The 17,142-nt window shown below is 61.5% G+C and carries 16 protein-coding genes and 1 tRNA gene; 10 read left to right on the forward strand and 7 right to left on the reverse strand.

Annotated features, from left to right (window positions below; all coding sequences use genetic code 11):
- The first annotated feature begins 52 nt into the window (after nucleotides 1-52).
- The 4 genes from AZF01_RS02980 (at nucleotide 53) to AZF01_RS02995 (ending at nucleotide 4,540) form a co-directional block, all read left to right on the forward strand.
- Nucleotides 53-1,507 carry a glutamate synthase subunit beta gene (locus AZF01_RS02980; protein ID WP_024709008.1) on the forward strand — a complete coding sequence of 485 codons (1,455 nt, stop codon included), beginning with the start codon at nucleotides 53-55 and terminating at the stop codon, nucleotides 1,505-1,507.
- A gap of 158 nt (nucleotides 1,508-1,665) precedes the next feature.
- Complete coding sequence (galU, locus tag AZF01_RS02985; RefSeq protein WP_024709009.1) at nucleotides 1,666-2,553, forward strand: UTP--glucose-1-phosphate uridylyltransferase GalU; 888 nt, start codon at nucleotides 1,666-1,668, stop codon at nucleotides 2,551-2,553.
- Nucleotides 2,554-2,643: 90 nt separating this feature from the next.
- Nucleotides 2,644-3,471: a S9 family peptidase gene (locus AZF01_RS02990; RefSeq protein WP_197489632.1), complete on the forward strand. Its 828-nt coding sequence runs from the start codon at nucleotides 2,644-2,646 to the stop codon at nucleotides 3,469-3,471.
- Nucleotides 3,472-3,544: 73 nt separating this feature from the next.
- A complete protein-coding gene (locus AZF01_RS02995; RefSeq protein ID WP_024709011.1) occupies nucleotides 3,545-4,540 on the forward strand; it encodes an SIS domain-containing protein in 996 nt (331 codons plus the stop codon).
- Between the two features lie 6 nt (nucleotides 4,541-4,546).
- Here AZF01_RS02995 and AZF01_RS03000 read toward each other — a convergent pair whose 3' ends face one another.
- The 6 genes from AZF01_RS03000 to AZF01_RS03025 all read right to left on the reverse strand — a co-directional run bounded on the left by AZF01_RS03000 (nucleotide 4,547) and on the right by AZF01_RS03025 (nucleotide 10,445).
- Nucleotides 4,547-5,011, reverse strand: a complete 465-nt coding sequence (locus tag AZF01_RS03000) for an NfeD family protein (RefSeq protein WP_024709012.1) — start codon at nucleotides 5,009-5,011, stop codon at nucleotides 4,547-4,549.
- Between the two features lie 15 nt (nucleotides 5,012-5,026).
- Entirely contained in the window at nucleotides 5,027-6,019 is a 993-nt protein-coding gene (locus AZF01_RS03005; protein ID WP_024709013.1) for an SPFH domain-containing protein, read from the reverse strand.
- Nucleotides 6,020-6,096: 77 nt separating this feature from the next.
- Nucleotides 6,097-7,167, reverse strand: a complete 1,071-nt coding sequence (hemH, locus tag AZF01_RS03010) for a ferrochelatase (protein ID WP_024709014.1) — start codon at nucleotides 7,165-7,167, stop codon at nucleotides 6,097-6,099.
- A gap of 299 nt (nucleotides 7,168-7,466) precedes the next feature.
- The gene (locus tag AZF01_RS03015) at nucleotides 7,467-9,080 is read right to left on the reverse strand and encodes a bifunctional UDP-sugar hydrolase/5'-nucleotidase (protein ID WP_024709015.1); all 1,614 of its coding nucleotides are present in this window, start codon (nucleotides 9,078-9,080) and stop codon (nucleotides 7,467-7,469) included.
- A gap of 168 nt (nucleotides 9,081-9,248) precedes the next feature.
- A complete protein-coding gene (locus AZF01_RS24410) occupies nucleotides 9,249-9,857 on the reverse strand; it encodes a hypothetical protein (protein WP_244435585.1) in 609 nt (202 codons plus the stop codon).
- 87 nt (nucleotides 9,858-9,944) lie between these two features.
- A complete protein-coding gene (locus AZF01_RS03025; RefSeq protein ID WP_024709017.1) occupies nucleotides 9,945-10,445 on the reverse strand; it encodes a GFA family protein in 501 nt (166 codons plus the stop codon).
- 142 nt (nucleotides 10,446-10,587) lie between these two features.
- On the opposite strand from AZF01_RS03025, the gene AZF01_RS03030 reads away from it, so the two are divergent.
- From AZF01_RS03030 to AZF01_RS03055, 6 genes are all read left to right on the forward strand, one after another.
- Complete coding sequence (locus tag AZF01_RS03030) at nucleotides 10,588-10,890, forward strand: SelT/SelW/SelH family protein (protein WP_024709018.1); 303 nt, start codon at nucleotides 10,588-10,590, stop codon at nucleotides 10,888-10,890.
- A 98-nt stretch (nucleotides 10,891-10,988) separates the two neighbouring features.
- Nucleotides 10,989-11,075 (forward strand) — tRNA-Leu (locus AZF01_RS03035).
- 375 nt (nucleotides 11,076-11,450) lie between these two features.
- Entirely contained in the window at nucleotides 11,451-12,542 is a 1,092-nt protein-coding gene (locus AZF01_RS03040) for a linear amide C-N hydrolase (RefSeq protein WP_024709019.1), read from the forward strand.
- Between the two features lie 180 nt (nucleotides 12,543-12,722).
- The gene (gene aspT / locus AZF01_RS03045; protein WP_024709020.1) at nucleotides 12,723-14,411 is read left to right on the forward strand and encodes an aspartate-alanine antiporter; all 1,689 of its coding nucleotides are present in this window, start codon (nucleotides 12,723-12,725) and stop codon (nucleotides 14,409-14,411) included.
- 272 nt (nucleotides 14,412-14,683) lie between these two features.
- Nucleotides 14,684-15,073 carry a fluoride efflux transporter CrcB gene (gene crcB / locus AZF01_RS03050; protein ID WP_244435586.1) on the forward strand — a complete coding sequence of 130 codons (390 nt, stop codon included), beginning with the start codon at nucleotides 14,684-14,686 and terminating at the stop codon, nucleotides 15,071-15,073.
- 137 nt (nucleotides 15,074-15,210) lie between these two features.
- On the forward strand, nucleotides 15,211-16,143 hold the full coding sequence (locus AZF01_RS03055; protein WP_051424106.1) for an FUSC family protein: 933 nt from the start codon (nucleotides 15,211-15,213) through the stop codon (nucleotides 16,141-16,143).
- Between the two features lie 15 nt (nucleotides 16,144-16,158).
- Here AZF01_RS03055 and AZF01_RS03060 read toward each other — a convergent pair whose 3' ends face one another.
- The gene (locus AZF01_RS03060; RefSeq protein ID WP_024709023.1) at nucleotides 16,159-16,878 is read right to left on the reverse strand and encodes a LuxR family transcriptional regulator; all 720 of its coding nucleotides are present in this window, start codon (nucleotides 16,876-16,878) and stop codon (nucleotides 16,159-16,161) included.
- Nucleotides 16,879-17,142 lie beyond the last annotated feature (264 nt).

Consider the following 17,142-nt stretch of genomic DNA (forward strand, 5'->3'; position numbering starts at 1 on the left):
TTGCGCGCGCCACGAGCGCGTAACGTCAGCTTGAAGTAGTCAGGATTACGAAATGGGCAAGGTTACTGGGTTTATGGAAATCGACCGGCAGGTCGCGAAGTATCAGCCGGCCTCCGATCGCATCCGTCATTTCCGCGAATTCACCATTCCGATGTCGGACCCGGAAGTGCAGAAGCAGGCGGCCCGCTGCATGGATTGCGGCATTCCCTATTGCCATGGTCCGACCGGCTGTCCGATCCACAACCAGATTCCGGACTGGAACGATCTGGTCTATAGCGGCAACTGGAAAGAGGCGATCGCAAACCTGCATTCGACCAACAATTTTCCGGAATTCACCGGTCGGGTATGCCCGGCGCCCTGCGAGGAGGCCTGCACGCTGAACCTCGAGGACATTCCGGTCTCGATCAAGACGATCGAGCAGGCGATCGCCGACAAGGCCTACGAACTGGGCTTCATCGTGCCGAAGCCGGCAACGACCAAGACCGGCAAGAAGGTTGCCGTGATCGGTTCCGGACCGGCCGGCATGTCGGCGGCCCAGCAGCTTGGCCGCGCCGGCCATGATGTCGTTGTGTTCGAGCGGGAGGCCAAGCCCGGCGGACTGCTGCGTTACGGCATCCCGGATTTCAAGATGGAGAAGAACTTCATCGATCGCCGCGTCGAACAGATGCGCGGCGAAGGGGTCGAGTTCCGTTGCGGCGTCAATGTCGGCGTCGACGTCAAGATCGACGACCTGCTCGCCGAGTATGATGCGGTGCTCTATTGCGGCGGCTCGGAAACGCCGCGCGCTTCCGGCATCGGCGGCGGCGATCTGCACGGCGTCTACGATGCCATGCCCTTCCTCGTTCAGCAGAACAAGCGGGTGGGCCGCGAGAGCATAGACAGCACCGGCTGGCCCTCGGAGCCTATCCTGGCCGGCGGCAAGCATGTCGTGGTCGTCGGCGGCGGCGATACCGCGTCCGACTGCGTCGGCACGGCCTTCCGCCAGGGCGCCGTCAAGGTGACCCAGCTCGATATCCGCCCGCAGCCGCCGGAAAAGGAAGACAAGCTCGCCGTCTGGCCGTTCTGGGCCACCAAGATGCGCACCTCCTCTTCCCAGGCCGAAGGCGCAATTCGCGAGTTCCAGGTGGCGACGCTGGAATTCGTCGGCGAGGAGGGCGTGCTCACTGGCGTCAAATGCTGCCATGTGGACGAGAAGCGCCAGCCGATCGCCGGCACGGAGTTTGTCATCAAGGCCGACCTCGCCTTCATCGCCATCGGTTTCCGCGGCCCCCTGAAGACCGGCGTGCTGTCCGATCTGGAAGGACGGCTGACGCTGAATACGGACCGTCGCGGTTCGGTCAATGTTGTCGCCAATGATGATGACTACAAGACGTCGGTCGACAGGTTCTGGACCGCCGGCGATGTCCGGCGCGGCCAGTCGCTCGTCGTCTGGGCGATCCGCGAGGGCCGTCAGGCCGCCCGTTCGATCGACCTCGCCCTGATGGGCGAGACCCTGTTGCCGCGCTGAAATCGCTGATGAAATTGCAGGCTGCGGCGTGACGCCGCAGCCTTTCCCGGAAAAAGCGTGAAAGGGTCGTTGCCTTGATTGCGCTCGCTATTGCTTCTTGTTAGACCTTACTCATACTTGAGTGAAACTTAGTTTATTTTTCAATAGAGGAGAGGGTCTTGGCTCAGCACAAGAAGGTTCGCAAGGCGGTTCTGCCGGTTGCAGGTCTGGGAACGCGGTTCCTGCCCGCCACGAAGGTCGTGCCGAAGGAATTGCTCCCGGTTGTCGACAAGCCGATCGTCCAGTATGTCGTCGATGAGGCGATCGAGGCGGGGATCGAGCATTTCGTTTTCGTCACCGGCCGCAACAAGCATGTGATCGAAGACTACTTCGACATTCAGTACGAGCTGGAAAGCACGTTGAAGGCGCGTAACAAGCATGCCGAGCTCAGCCTTCTCGCCGACATGCTGCCGGCCGCGGGCACCGCCACCTTCACCCGCCAGCAGGAGCCGCACGGGCTCGGCCATGCCGTCTGGTGCGCGCGCGAAGTCGTGGGTCCCGAGCCGTTTGCGCTGATCCTGCCGGATATGGTGATGGAGGCGGAAAAGCCCTGCCTGAAGGGTATGATGGAAGTCTATGACGTTGCCGGGGGCAATGTCGTTTCCGTCGAGGAGTGCGATCCCGAACTTGCGCACAAATACGGCATCGTCGGCGTCGGCGAGGCTGTCGGAAGCGGCTTCAGGATCACCGAGATGGTCGAGAAGCCGGAAAAGGGCACTGCGCCCTCGAACTATTTCATCAATGGCCGTTACATTCTGCAGCCGGAAATCTTCCCGATTCTCGAAGTGCTCGAACGCGGCGCCGGCAATGAGATCCAGCTGACCGACGGCATGCTGAAACTGGCGCAGGAGCAGGATTTCTACGGCTACAAGTTCGACGGCCAGACCTTCGACTGCGGCTCCAAGGAAGGCTTCATCATTGCCAATGTGGCGCTGGCGCTGAAGCGCGACGACATCCGTCCGAAGGTTGAGGACGAGCTCAAGGCGCTGATCTCCGCGCTGAAATGACGGGAGACTTCCGGGAGGCGCTGCGGCGCCTTGCGACCGATACCGGGCGGCGCTTCGAGGCGCCGCTTTTTTATTGCCGAAAGTATGAACGTGTCATCATCCAGCCTAATCGACCCCGTGGTCATTCCACTTGTCGATGGTCCCAGGAACGAGCTCGAAGGCGAGCGCCCGGACCGTCAGTTCACCGTGGTTCACCGCCCCGAATTGCATGTCTGGCGCGTGGACGCAGCCCGAGCGCGGGTGCTGCTCTATGCCGGCGGCGGATATACCAGGATCGTCTATGACAAGGAGGGGCCGGAGGTCGCCGCCTGGCTGAACGGGCTCGGCATCGAGGTCAATCTCCTCATTCACCGGCTGCCGGGCGCTGATGACGGCAAGGGCGGGCGCTATCCGAAGGGCATCGCGCTCGAAGACGGAATGCTGGCGCTTGATCACCTCGCTGGTGCGCAAAGCGACTTGCCGCTCTTTCATTTCGGCCTGTCCTCCGGCGGACATCTGGCCGGCGTCATGGCCTGCCAGCCGCATCGGCTGAAAGCGGCGGGCGCCTTGATCTGTTATGCGCCGATCAACGCCAACCACCGCGCCCACAAGTTTCCCGAAGACAAGCCGGACTATCCCCCGCTCGAAAAACAGGACTTCTATGACGCCTGGCCGATCGGGCTTGCCGAGCACCCCCACGGCCTGCCGAAGGTTCCGGTGTTTCTCGCCTATGCGGCGCATGATCGCTCGGTTCCGCTGCAACACGCGCTCAACTATGTTGGGACAGCGGCCGCCCTCGGACTTGATGTTGACCTGCATGTCTTTGCCGATGCGCCGCACGGCTTCGCGCTGCGGTCGCTCAACGGCACGCAAGCGGCCTGGCCCGGCCTTGCCGGCGACTGGATGCGGCGAAAGGCGGACCTTGCGGGCCCCGTATGATGGATGCCTCCTGCCGCTCGCCCGAAGCGATTGTTCTATTGATTGCAAAACCCAAAGGCGCTAACAGCGGAGCATGGACGAGACGACCGACACGACACATGCGGGTGATGCGACCCTTTCAGCCCTGAGAACGCTGGCGTTCGAGAAAAAGGGTCTCGACGCGCTTGCCGCGGCGCTTGAGAACGGGCTGGGCGAGCCCTTTGAAAAGGCCGTTGCCTTGCTCAGGCAAACGCAGGGCCATGTGATTGTCTCCGGCGTCGGCAAGAGCGGCCATGTTGGCACCAAGATCGCCGCCACCTTCGCCTCCACCGGAACGCCGGCCTTCTTCGTGCATCCGGCCGAGGCCAATCACGGCGATATGGGCATGATCGCGCAGAAGGATGCCGTTGTCGCGCTGTCTTGGAGCGGGGAAAGCAGCGAACTGACCGCGCTGGTCGCCTATACCCGCCGCTTCGCCATTCCGCTGATCGCGATTACCGCCGGGACGCAATCCTCGCTGGCGCTGGCCGCCGATATCGTGCTGTCGCTGCCCAAGGCGGAGGAGGCGTGTCCGCTGGGACTGGCGCCCACCACGTCGACAACCATGCAGCTTGCCATCGGCGACGCGCTGGCGATAGCGCTACTCGAGGTGCGTGGCTTTTCCGCCGTTGACTTCAAGGTCTATCACCCCGGCGGCAAGCTCGGCGCGCTGCTCTCGCATGTGGCCGACATCATGCATGTGGGTGAGGAAATCCCGCTGGTGCGTTCGGGCACGCCCTTGCCGGCGGCGATCATGGAGCTTTCCAAGCGCCGCTTCGGCTGCGTCGGCGTCGTCGGCGATGACGGGCGTCTGGCGGGCATCGTCACCGATGGTGACCTGGCGCGCAATCTCTCCCGCGACATGAGCGCGCTCGCCGTCGATGACGTGATGACGCCCGGCCCGAAAACCGTCAGGAAATCGATGATGGTCTCCGGCGCGCTGGCGCTGATTCACAAGCACAATATCTCGGCGCTCATGGTGGTCGACGATGACAATCGGCCGGTGGGGATCGTTCACTTCCACGATTTTCTCAGGATTGGCGCGGCCTGACGCGTCTCACGGGGTTTCGAGCGGCGCGACCGTCAGCCTGCGTCCATCGCCGGAAACGATGCGCACATGCGCGCCTTCCGGCAGGTCCGGCCCTTCCACGACCCAGAGCGTATCATCGAGCTTGATGCGCCCGCGCCCGTCGGTGATGGTGTCGACAACGACGGCGGTGCGGCCGACAAGGCTTGCCGCGCGCTGGTTGAGCAGCGGCTGGTCCGATGTCGTTTCCCGGTTTTTCAGGATCTTCCGTCCCGCCAGAATGGCGACGACGGAAAGGATGGCGAAGAGCAGCACCTGCAATTGCCACCCCCAGAACCCAAAGGGCCAGAAGGCGAGGGACAGCGCTCCGAGAATGAGCGCCGCGATGCCGACCCACATCAGGAAGACGCCAGGCAGGATCAGCTCCGCGACCAGCAGCAGCAGGCCGGCGATGAACCAGCCCCACGGGCCTGCAGCGGCGAAGAAGTCAAGCATCGGCTCCATCGGCGGTCAGCTTTCCTGATTTCTGGAACCGGTCGTGACCGAGGGAGTCGAGCGGCGCGCAGCCGGCTCATTCGAGCCGCCGCCATCTGTGCCGAAGACCTCCTTGGCAATCGCACCGATACCGCCGAGCGAACCGATCAGCGATGACGCCTCCATCGGCATCAGCACCACCTTGGAATTCTTCGCCGTGCCGATCGAGGCCATGGCCTCCGTATATTTCTGGGCAATGAAGTAGTTGATGGCTGCAACATCGCCTTCGGCGATCGCAAGGGATACCGAGCGGGTCGCATTGGCTTCGGCTTCCGCCAGTCTTTCCCGGGCTTCCGCCTCGCGGAAGGCGGCTTCCCGCTCGCCTTCGGCTTCAAGAATGGCGGACTGCTTGGAGCCTTCCGAACGCAGGATCTGCGCCGTCTTGCTGCCCTCGGCCTCAAGGATCTGGGCGCGCTTTTCGCGCTCGGCCTTCATTTGCCGGCCCATGGCCTCCACGAGATCGGTCGGCGGGCGGATGTCCTTGATCTCGATACGGGTGACCTTCACACCCCAGGGCTCGACCGCAAGGTCGACGACGCGCAGCAGTCGCTCATTGATCGAATCGCGGTTGGACAGCAGTTCGTCGAGATCCATCGAGCCCATGACCGAGCGGATATTGGTCATGGTCAGGTTGAGGATCGCCATCTCCAGATTGGCGACCTGATAGGCCGCACTCGCCGGATTGAGGATCTGGTAGAAGGCGACCGCGTCGGCCTCGACGCTGGCATTGTCGCGGGTGATCACCTCCTGCTCCGGCACATCGAGCACCTGCTCCATGATGTTGATGCGTTTGCCGATGCGGTCGATGAAGGGGATGATCAGGTTGAGGCCGGGGGTAAGCGTGCGGGTATAGCGGCCGAAGCGCTCCACCGTATAGCCATAGCCCTGCGGCACGGTCTTGATCCCGGCAAACAGCGTCAGGAGGATCAGGACCACCAGAATGATGATGGTCACGGAAAATCCGGTCAGTATGTCCATGTCGTTTCCTCCTATTCACCGGCCGAAACTGGTGGTGTCTTATCGTTCTTATAGTATGAAAACACGCTTTACGTGTCGTTTATTACTGCTCGCGCGATTTCCGGTTCCAGCCAGCCGCGAAGCTCGCGGTTTACCACATGTTCGATCACTCGCATGCCGAGAGGCGTGTCGTTGAGACAGGGAATATGGGTGAATTTCTCGCCGCCATGCTCGAGAAAGCTCTCGCGCGCCTGTTCGCCGATTTCCTCCAGCGTCTCCAGACAGTCGGAGACGAAGCCGGGATTGATCACGGCGATCCGCTTCACGCCCTTCTTGGGTAAGCCTTCGACCGTCTTGTCCGTATAGGGCTGCAGCCATTCCTCCGGGCCGAAGCGGGACTGGAAGGTGATCATCAGCCGCTCCTTGGAAAGACCGAGCCTCTCGCGCAGAAGCCGCGCTGTCTTCTGGCACTGGCAGTGATAGGGGTCGCCCTTCTTGAAATAGGACTGCGGAATGCCGTGGAAGGAGGTGATGATGAGTTCCGGCTCCCAGTCGAGCGTCGCCAGATGATCGGTCACCGACTGCGCCAGCGCGTCGATATAGACCGGATCGTCGTGATAGGGCGGCACGGTTCGAAGCGCCGGCTGCCAGCGCATGTCGAGCAATGTCTGGAACGCCTTGTCGTTGACCGTGGCTGTCGTCGAGGCGGCATATTGCGGATAGAGCGGAAAGAGAAGGATGCGTTCGCAGCCCGCCGCCTTCAGCGCCTCGATGCGGGCGGGGATCGAGGGCTGGCCGTAGCGCATCGCCCAGTCGATCACGAGGTTCTCGGTGCCTGCGTAATGTCCCGCGAGCTTTTCCGCCTGGCTCCTTGTGTAGGTGCGCAGAAAGCTCTCGTTCTGCTCCTTGTTCCAGATCAGCTCATAGGCCTCGCCCACCTTGGCCGGACGGCGATTGAGAACGATGCCGTAGAGGATCGGATACCAGAGCGCCTTCGGCCATTCGATCACGCGCTTGTCGGTCAGGAATTCTTCCAGATAGCGGCGCATGGATTTCTTGTCCGTGCCGTCCGGCGTCCCGAGATTGACGAGGAGAACGCCGACCTTGCCGAAGGCGACGCTTGGGTGGTTATCCGGCCAGGCGGCATGCATTTCAGACATCGGCAGTCTTTCCATTGTTGTCGTTGTCGGGTTTCATATAACAACGCAAACAAGGCTTCGCCAGATTATAGGGTGTCGCAGGCGGATCGGAGGATATGCTGTCTGCTGTTGACATTGAAGGGCGGGGAAACAGGGCAGCAAACAATCTCTCCCCTTGAGGGGGAGATGTCGCGAAAGCGACAGAGAGGGGGAAGGGCATAAGCCTCGTACCCCGAGTTTACTGAGAAGGTTCACCCCCCTCTGCCCCTGCCGGGGCATCTCCCCCTCAAGGGGGGAGATTGTGGGCTGAGAGGCTTCAGTTACTTCGCCACATTGGTGATGCGGCCGTCCACATAGGGCGTATAGGGGCTGTTCTCGCCGAGATATTCGGCAACGGCTTCTTCCAGGTTCGGGCCGAAATCATAGGCTTTCATGCCCTTGTCAGCGAAGACCGCATAGCCGTCGCCGCCGCCGCGCATGTAGTTGTTGGTGACGACGCCGTAGACCGTCTCGGGATCGATCGGGGCGAACTCGTCCTCGCCGGTTTCAACCTCGACCGAAACGACCCGGCTGCCCGGCTCCTTGCTGGCATCATAGGTGTATTTGAGCCCGGAAACCTGCGGATAACGCCCGGCGCCTTCCTCGATCTTCGAGAGGCCGTTTTCAAGCGCGGCAACGATGTCGGAGCCCTTGAGCTGGAACGTGGCGATCGTGTTCTGGAACGGAAGCACGGTCAGGACCTCGCCCATGGTGACGACGCCTTCATCGATCGAGGCGCGCACGCCGCCGCCGTTCTGGATGGCGATGGTAATGCCCTGGCCGGCGACGCGCTCCAGCATGGCGTCGGCAACGAGATTGCCCATCGGGCACTCCTCGGCGCGGCACATATTGCGGTCGCCGACGACGACGGCGGTGGTCTCGCCGACTTCCTGCTGCTTGAGTTCCTCAAGCGGGGCATCAAGCTCCTCGACCCGCGCCGCAAAGGCCTCGTCGGGCGTGACCGATGCATCAAGCAGAATCGGCGCGCCGGAAACGTCGGTCACCTTGCCGTCATCATCGAAGGTGACGGCGAGATCGCCGAGATATTTGGAATAGGCATAGGCGGTAACGACCGGAACCTCTTCGCCCGACGGATTGGCAACCATCGTCGGATAGGGACCGGCGGCGTCCTCGTCCGTGCTGGAGAGCAGGGTGTGGCTGTGGCCGCCGACGATGACGTCGATCCCGTCAACCGCGGCGGCGATTTCCTGGTCACGCTTGTAGCCGACATGGGAAAGCAGGATGATCTTGTTCACCCCTTCCGCCTCGATTTCCGGCACGGCCTTGTTCAGATACTCTATTTCGTCCTGGAACGAGATCTTTGCGCCGGGAGAGGATGTCTCGCCGGTGTCGGTGGCGAGAACCGAAACCACGGCCACCTTCTCGCCGTCGAAATCGAAGATCGTGTAACCGTCGAACTTGCCGGCGACGACGCTGTCATCCGCGGCGATCGTGTTGCCTGAAAGGATCGGAAATTCGATGGCGTTGATGAAGTTCAGCAGTTCTTCCGGCCCGTCATCGAATTCGTGGTTGCCGATCGCCATGGCGTCGAAGCCGATGCCGTTCATGAATTCGGCGATCGGAGCGCCCTTGTATTCGGTATAGAACAGAGAGCCCTGAAACTGGTCGCCGGCATCGAGCACCAGAAGGTTCCCGCCCTCGAGCTCTCCGCGCTTTCCGTCGATCGCTGCCTTGACCCGCGCAATGCCGCCGAAGCACTCGCCGGCATCGGCTTCCTCGGCCGAGCAGGTCGAATCATACTTGTTTATCGGTTCGATGCGGGAGTGAAGATCGTTGATGTGCAGGATGTTCAACTGAAAATCGGCAAGAGCGCTGCCGGCGGAAAGCGACAGCACGGAAGCCGCGAGCAGGGCGGCTTTGGAAAGGGAATGCATGGCAGACTCCTAGTTCGAAGAAAGGGCGCGGCGCTTAGGCCCCGATGCCGAGTATAGCCATGGAATGTGACGATGATTTTAGGCTGGTCGTCAAGCCTCGAATTGATGTTTGAGAGGCGTTTTGCAGCTAGCCAGCCTCTCAAGGAGCCGTTTTTGACGCGCCTGGTCCTAGTAGTTGGAACTACTTTGCATCGTGGAGAAGTTGACGCCGGGGGTCGCGGATGCCGGGTAGGTGCTTGACGGATTGGTGGTCGAATAGGTCTGGCTACCCATTTGCGGCTGGGCCGACCCCATCTGCTGGGACGGCATGGCGGATCCGGGCGCGATCGGCTGCTGGGCCGCATTTGCCGTCATGGCTGCCGCATCATCCAGGGTGAAGCCGATCGGGGCTGCTGCCGGCTTGTAGAGCGAGAAGCGGGCGCCCTGGCTCGGCGTGCAGTTCAGAAGATAGGGCGCGGCTATGGCGCAGTTGACGCGCGAACGGGTCTGTCGCAGCACCGAGGTGACATCGATCTCGACCACATTACCATTGACGATGTAGCTGCCGACGGCGAGCACTTGGTTGGAATCCGTCGTGCGGGTTTCGAACTTTCCGGCGGAGAAGCTGGAGATAATGCCGTCCTTGTCCCGCCACTGGCCGTCGACGGCCGTGCGCGGGGCCTGCGGCTGGGTGGGCGCGGGCAGGCTGCGCGGCTGCTCATAGGTGGTGCAACCCGCCAGGAGCAGGGCGCAGGCGGTAAAGGTCGTGGCGAGGAACGGTTTCACTTTGGTACTCATCTGCGGTCCTGTCTTTGCGCTAGAAAGGCCTATTTTACCTGAAAAGGCAACCGTTGAGCAGGCTTTTGGTTCCCGCCGCAGCGCAGATCAGGCCGGATTGCCGCCCGCCTTCGCCGCCCGCGCCCGCGCCGAACGTCGCCTTTCCGTGCTTTCCGCCGGCCATTCGGCATTCATGTCGTAATAATGGGGAAAAGTGCGGGCGCCGGAGGGCAGCGGCACCCAGGGGAGTTTCGAGACCGTGTAGATATGGACATCCGGCGTGAAGCGCTCCGGCGCATCAAGCGTCGCCAGCCGCACGAAAAGCATCCAGCCGCGCCGGCCGTAATCGCTCCACAATGGCGAGCCGCAATCCGCGCAAAAGAACAGATCGTGCGGATAGCCGCTGTCGGTGGCAAGCGTGCGGCAGGCCGGCGCGCCTTCAGAAAGAGAAATCCGGTCCGCCTCGATCAGTCCATTGATCACGAAGGGGCCGCCCGATTGCCGGCGGCAGTCCTTGCAGTGGCAGGCGTGAATGAACATCGGTCGCCCGCGCATGGCAAAGCGCACTGCGCCGCAGAAACAGCCGCCCTCGAAGGTTTCGTCGGTCATGATGTGCTCCTTTCGTGCAGACCGGCCAGTTTATCGCGGAAAGAATGAAAATGAGGATAATTGCCGCATGCCGGTATTGCCTTGCGTTCCGTCATGCGCCTAAGGAACGCGGAAGCGATATTGCGGAACAGCGGAGCGCCCGATGAGCGAAAAACCGACGGTGACCATCGAGTATTGCAGCATGTGCAACTGGCTGATGCGTTCGGCCTGGATGGCGCAGGAACTGTTGTCGACCTTTTCGCACGAACTTGGCGCGGTGACGCTGAAGCCGGGAACGGGCGGCATTTTCGAAATCCGGATCGATGGCGCGCTCGTCTGGGAGCGCAAGCGCAACGGCGGCTTTCCCGGGCCGAAGGAACTGAAGCAGCTCATCCGCGACGTCATCGATCCTGAACGCGATCTCGGCCACGTTGACCGGGCGAAGGCGCCGAAGGCCGCGGACTGAAGACCGGATCGACGACGGCGGGCGGGCGAAATTTTTGTCGTCAAAACGTCAAATACCCGTTGACGAAACCCGCCGCGTCTCTTAAACGAGCGGTCGTTGCCCAGATGGCGGAATTGGTAGACGCGCCAGCTTCAGGTGCTGGTACTCGCAAGGGTGTGGAGGTTCGAGTCCTCTTCTGGGCACCAATCATTTTTCTGAACGTCCGTGGATGTTCTGAAAACGCCGCAAAAAGCCCGGTCGTCCGGGCTTTTTTGTTTTCCGGCCCCCCTCCCGACCGCTTGCAGCCTGTTACTTCGCCGGTCCATGGACCATGGACCCGATCACAAGCACAGTCCGGCACGCGCTGCAGGCTGCGGGTTGACAATCGCGAGGCTCGGCAAAGACGACGCCCTGCCGCGCGCCGGGGCGGCAACTGTCAGCCCTGACAGTTCAAAAGGGCGCCGGTTCCGTTTACGAGATGTCGCCTCGGCGCGCGGCATTTCAGTCGGGTCAGTCGGTGCATGGGAAACCGGTCACGCATTCCTGCTCCCGGCCCAGGGCGAACAACGGAGGACAAGGGTATGTGCACGTCGCTTCTTTACTTCGACGCTCAAAACCGGGCCTATCTGGGCCGAACGCTCGAACTCAGCATCGATCTTCCCTACCAGGTTTCCGTCTTTCCGGCAGGTCTGGCCATGGCGTCGGCCGTCGAGGGATGCAAACCCGTGACATGGACGTCGTCCCACCATTTTGTCGCGGTCACCATGCCGTCGGCCGTCCCCCGGGACGACGCCCCGTTCACATCCGAGGGCCTGAAAGTGCTCGAGGGGTTGAACGGCGCAGGCCTGACCTTCAGCGTTCAGTCCTATCCGCAGGCAGCAGGCGAGGATGGTATTCCTGACGGCGCCGCATTCGCGCTCTCCGCCGCCGATCTGGGAGCCTGGGTGCTTGGTCAGTTCGAGACAGTGGAAGAAGTGAAGGCGGCTATCGCCTCGCAGCCTGTTGCGCTGGAGCGCGTTCCGATCCTGGGCGGGCTGCGAATGCCGTTTCATTTCGCCGTCCATGATGCCCAAGGCAAGAGTATTGTCATCGAGTTTCATCATGGCGCGCGAACCGTCTATGACAACCCGGTCGGCGTCATGACCAACGCGCCGCAGTTTTCCTGGCATCTCACCAATCTCAACAATTATACCTTCCTTGACAATATCGACCGCTCGAAGGCAAACTTCGGCTCCTATGCGGCACAGCAGTCCGGCGCGGGGATCGCGAAGGCCGGGTTGCCTGCCTCGGATACATCCGTGGACCGTTTCGTCAGAGCTGCTTTCTATGCCGAATTCGCGGAGAAGCAGGCGGAGCCCGACCGGGCGGTGCAGATGGTGGCGCATATCATGAACAATTTCGACCGCCCGCGCGGCATTGCCGTCGATTATCCGGACCAGGGGAGCAGTCATCTGCAGGTACAGGGGCAGGTCAGCGAGGAGATCGCGACGGAGTTCACCACATGGACAAGCCTTTCCGATCTGGACAGAAAGCTGTTTTTCCTGCGCGACAGCGGGGGCATGAATTACACCCGCCTCGATGTCGGCGCGCTTGCGCAGACGCCTGAGTTCCGCTCGCGCCCAATGGCGCAAATGCTGGCGGGGATGAAGGACATGACGGCGTCCTTTGCTTAGCGCCTCGGCCTGGAAATCGGAATCGATTTTCGGAAAGCACGATGTGTCGATTCAATAGGTGAGAGCATGTTCGCGATTCAAGGAAACGCGGACATGCTGCGGCGCGCCGGGCCCGGAAGACGGGTTCTGTTTTCGGCACGCACGATGTGCCGGGCGCGGTTATGACGGAGTATCCTTTTCATGCTGGACTGGCTGTTCACAACGCTGCGGATGAATGTCGAAATTCCGCTGTTTCTGTCCTTGCTGCTGGGCTATTCCCTGGGACGCGTGAAAATTGCAGGCATCTCCCTCGGAGACGTGACGGCCACCTTGCTGGCCGCTCTGGTGATCGGGCAGATCGGCATTCATATCTCTCCGGACGTGAAGATCATTTTCTTCATGTTCTATCTTTTCGCTGTGGGATACAGCGCCGGCCCGCAATTTGTCCGCGGTCTGTTCTCAGGCGGCCTGCAACAGGCCCTGTTCGCGGTCCTCGTCTGCGGTCTCAGTCTTGGTTCCGTCTATCTTGCGGTCAGGATTGCCGGATACGACGTGGGTATTGCCGCGGGTCTTTATGCCGGTTCGACGACAACGTCTTCCGCACTTGGCCTTTCGCAAACCGCCATTGAGCAGTCTTCGCTCGCGGCTTCCGCGAAAGCTGCGAGCGCGCAGATACTGCCGGCGGCCTTTTCGATCAGCTATGTTATCGGGACGTTCGGATCGGTCGTCATGCTCGGCATTCTGGGGCCGAGGCTCCTGAATATCGATCTTCCCGCGGCTTGCCGCGACTATGCCAGGCGGATCGGCGGCGCGGACGACGATCGCGGCAGCCCGAAGGCGTGGCACCAGTATGTCGCGCGCGCCTTTCTCATCGACCCCCAGTCGGCAATAGCCGGACTTACGGTGGGGCAGACCGAGCACTTTTTCCACAATCACCGCATGTATATCGGCCGGGTCCGGCGAAACGGCGCGGTTGTCGAGGCCACGGTCGATATGGTTCTGGAGGCCGGCGATGTCGTTGCGATTGCGGGTGCGCGCGAGGTTCTGCTGGAGGAGGTCGGCAAGGCGCTTCGGGAGGTTGATGATCCCGAACTGCTCGGCGTTTCGATCGAGGGCACGGATATCCTGATCACGGCAAGGAGCATTCATCGCAAAACGCTGAGAGAGCTTGCGCAGATGCCGGAAACCCGGGGGATATTCCTGACCGAGATCCGCCGCGGGGCGATGTCCGTCGCAATTCCGATCCTGCCCGAAACGCAGCTTTTTCGCGGCGATGTGGTCCGGGTGACGGGACGTCCGGCCGACATCAGCGCCGCGGCGGGGAGGTTCGGCTACCTCGATCGCGAAACGGAACGCGCGGACATTGCCTTCATCGGCGCGGCCATCGTCATTGGCGCCCTGATCGGATCTCTGACGCTGAAGATCGGCGAGGTCCCGCTGACGCTTTCGACGGCTGGCGGCGTTCTCCTGGTCGGACTGCTGCTTGGCTGGCTGCGCTCGATCCGTCCCGCCTTCGGTCGCGTTCCGCGCGCGACGAGCTGGTTTATGAACTCGATCGGCCTCAACATGTTTATCGCGGTGGTCGGTCTGACAGCCGGACCCGGCATCGTTGCGGGGTTGAAGGAGCTTGGCGTCGTGTTTGTCGCGTGGACCGTTTTTGCCGCCGCTCTTCCGATGCTGCTGTCGCTCTACATCGGAAAATACCTGTTCCGGTTTGACGATGCCATCGTGCTTGGCTGCTGCGCCGGTTCGCGCACGGCAGCCGCCGCCCTGAGCATGATTACCGACCGCGCCGGAAGCCAGATCCCCGCGATCGGCTATTCTGTCGGCTATGCCACATCCAGCACGATCCTGACCCTGCTTGGGATCGTTATCGTCTTGATCAGTTGAGCGTTTTGCCGCTGGCGCCGGAAGCTTGACAGGTCATGCCGCCGTCGCCGTTTCGGTCTCTCGGCAAGTCGGTTCGCGCCCTCGCTGCTCCTTTGCCGCGTTTCGGCGACTGTCAGAACTGACAGTTGCCGAAATGGCGGCATATGTTTTGATGCAGCGGAAAAGCAGGGCTGTCAGGATGGCCTGACCCATGCCGGCCGGGATGCGCTCTCGATGCCGGGACCTGCACTCTTCCACCGCACCCGAACGGCAAAACATGATGAGCGTGATCTTTGGTTAACTTTCTGTCTCTCGCCTTGCTGACGGCAACAGGCGGCGCCATCGGCTCGGTCTGCCGCTGGCTGGTCGGTCTGGCTTCGACCCGCCTTTGGAACGATCATCTTCCCTGGGGGACCCTGATCGTGAATATCATGGGTTCGTTCATCATCGGCTTCGCCGTGGAACTGATCACCCACAAGCTTGACAGCTCACCTGAAATCCGCGCGCTGGTCGTAACCGGATTTCTCGGGGGCTTCACGACATTCTCGTCCTTCTCCCTCGACAACATGAATCTCGTGGCGCGGGGCGACTCCGTTCTTGCAATTGCCTATATACTCGTCAGCGTGCTGGTTTCGCTTGTCTTCGTTTTTTCAGGGTTTCATGTTGCCAGACATCTTTCGTGATCGCGAATGCGGCCTTGCCCCGGCAGGCAGCAGGCCCGATCATGTGCATTCGTCTGTCTTTGAACCCGCGAACCGGCACAATGCTTTTGAAACCATCTCCTGACCTCACGCCGATGAAACTCCTCGGCGCATTGTCAATGGCTCTCGGGGTCGTGCTGCCCTGGATGGCCGGGCTTGTGGCCGGTCAGGCAACGCACGGCGCGATCGCGTCCTTCGGCGCCTATCTGATGATGGTTTCATTTCCGCGCTTGCCCGAGGCGGGCAGAGCGAAAGTGCTGCTATCGGCCGCTTTTGTCATCAGCCTGTTCGCGATGGTCGGCGGTCGCGTCGAACTGGGCTCCGGTCCTTTCTTCGCCTGCGCGCTGGCGGCCGCCCTTGCGCAAGGCGCCGGAGAACTGAGGGGCGGCTACCTTCGGCTGCCGGTTGCGCTTGCCGCGCTGGCGTTCTTCCTGTCCGTCGGCCAGGTTCCTGCCGGCGGTGACGTGGTCTACGGGTTGACCTTTCTCGCCGGCACGCTGTGGGCTCTGCTTTTCGTGCTCTTCTTCATCCCCGTTGCGAAAAAGGCTTTAGGTGTCGAGCGGCTCGATCTGTTGAAAAACGCCGCCCAAAGGCGCTTCCTCGCCGGTATCGCTTCGATATCTCTGCTGGGAAGCATCGCCGCCTGTTTCAGCCCGGGCTCGCACCCCTGCTGGCTGGCCGCCGCAGGCCTCAGGGTTACAAAACCGACCCGCAGGGAGACTTTGTACCGGATGAAGGCGCGGGGTCTTGGAACGCTTCTCGGGGCGGCGGCCGGCGGATTGATGCTCGGCTTCCTTGCCCCCGCTCCCTGGCTTCACGCCCTGCTGGTCGGCGCGCTGGTTTTCGTGATGCTGGTAATCGGCGCCAAACGGTACGGCATATGGTCCTTCTGTCTGACGGCTGTCGCGCTGACGTTCAACTTCTCGCCGGAAGCCGGGGCCCTGGCTATTGCCGCCAACCGGGTTCTTCTGACGATCGCAGGCATTGGCGTGGCCTGCCTGATGCTGCCGCTGTTGCCGCCTTCGCCCGATGCGGACCGGCAGGGCGGCTGATCGATCGAAGAACGCTCAGTCGCGCAATCCGAGAGCGGCGTAGAATGCGGCGGCCTGCGCGCGGGAACTGACCGAGATCTTGGCCAGTATCTCGCTCACGTGATAGGCGATGGCGCGTTCGGTGCGCCCGACAATCAGAGCGATCTCGCTGTTGGTTTTCCCTTTCGCGATCCAGCTGAGGATTTCCACCTGCAGTCCGGAAAGCTGCTTGAAGCCGTGAACATTGTATTGGCAAGGCAGGCCTTCCGTGAAGGCCGACATCCGCGCGGTCGCCACGCTGGTGAGGATGGAGATTGCATGTGCCGTATCGGGAACATGAACTGACTTGTCGATTGTCAGCAGGGTGATCGCGCTGAACTTGCCCGGCGCGGCGAACAGCGGCAGTGTCGCGCCGCCGGCAATGCCCTGATAGCGCACATATTCGCTATAGTCCTGACGGGGCGTGCCATCCCACAAGCCGGGCTTCCAGAAGAGGGGAGCCGTGTTTGCCTTGAGGTGTGACATCAGCGGATCACGGTCGAACCACCCGTCATTCACATAGATATCGAGGTCGCGCGTCGTCCATGTCGTCAAAAGCGGCCGTTCCATGAACTGCAAAGGATCGCTGCGGTTCAGGCTGATATTGTAACTGATGAACCCCAGTTCGTTGAGCGCCTTGGTAAGGCAGGCCTCCAAATCAGGCAGGCTTTCCGCGTTCGCGATTGTGGCGCAAGCCTTTGCAAGGTGTTTGAGCATTGTCCCCGGTCATATGCCAATGATTGGTGCAACATGTCTTCCGGTGATGACAACTGTCAATCCTGACAGTTCAAAAAACAGGCGGTTTCAGGTTACTGACAAAAGTCAAACGTGTTACCTTTTTTATCGACGTGCACCGGCAGGGTCAATCGGCGCATGCGGGTACGATGTGCCTATCCTCTCGCTCGCCTCGCGGGGCTGGGCATAAGGGGTTCGGCGAGCCGGCCGACATTCAGGATGTCGCCCGCCGCCTGTTTTTGACGA

Source organism: Martelella sp. AD-3 (assembly GCF_001578105.1).
Classification (GTDB): domain Bacteria; phylum Pseudomonadota; class Alphaproteobacteria; order Rhizobiales; family Rhizobiaceae; genus Martelella.

What these genes read in the sequence shown, in the direction of transcription:
- AZF01_RS02980 (WP_024709008.1), top strand. Translation starts at nt 53, where the DNA reads ATGGGCAAGGTTACTGGGTTTATGGAAATCGACCGGCAGGTCGCGAAG.
- AZF01_RS02995 (WP_024709011.1), top strand. Translation starts at nt 3,545, where the DNA reads ATGGACGAGACGACCGACACGACACATGCGGGTGATGCGACCCTTTCA.
- AZF01_RS03000 (WP_024709012.1), bottom strand. Translation starts at nt 5,011, where the DNA reads ATGCTTGACTTCTTCGCCGCTGCAGGCCCGTGGGGCTGGTTCATCGCC.
- hemH (WP_024709014.1), bottom strand. Translation starts at nt 7,167, where the DNA reads ATGTCTGAAATGCATGCCGCCTGGCCGGATAACCACCCAAGCGTCGCC.
- AZF01_RS03015 (WP_024709015.1), bottom strand. Translation starts at nt 9,080, where the DNA reads ATGCATTCCCTTTCCAAAGCCGCCCTGCTCGCGGCTTCCGTGCTGTCG.
- AZF01_RS24410 (WP_244435585.1), bottom strand. Translation starts at nt 9,857, where the DNA reads ATGAGTACCAAAGTGAAACCGTTCCTCGCCACGACCTTTACCGCCTGC.
- AZF01_RS03025 (WP_024709017.1), bottom strand. Translation starts at nt 10,445, where the DNA reads ATGACCGACGAAACCTTCGAGGGCGGCTGTTTCTGCGGCGCAGTGCGC.
- AZF01_RS03030 (WP_024709018.1), top strand. Translation starts at nt 10,588, where the DNA reads ATGAGCGAAAAACCGACGGTGACCATCGAGTATTGCAGCATGTGCAAC.
- AZF01_RS03040 (WP_024709019.1), top strand. Translation starts at nt 11,451, where the DNA reads ATGTGCACGTCGCTTCTTTACTTCGACGCTCAAAACCGGGCCTATCTG.
- aspT (WP_024709020.1), top strand. Translation starts at nt 12,723, where the DNA reads ATGCTGGACTGGCTGTTCACAACGCTGCGGATGAATGTCGAAATTCCG.
- AZF01_RS03055 (WP_051424106.1), top strand. Translation starts at nt 15,211, where the DNA reads ATGGCTCTCGGGGTCGTGCTGCCCTGGATGGCCGGGCTTGTGGCCGGT.
- AZF01_RS03060 (WP_024709023.1), bottom strand. Translation starts at nt 16,878, where the DNA reads ATGCTCAAACACCTTGCAAAGGCTTGCGCCACAATCGCGAACGCGGAA.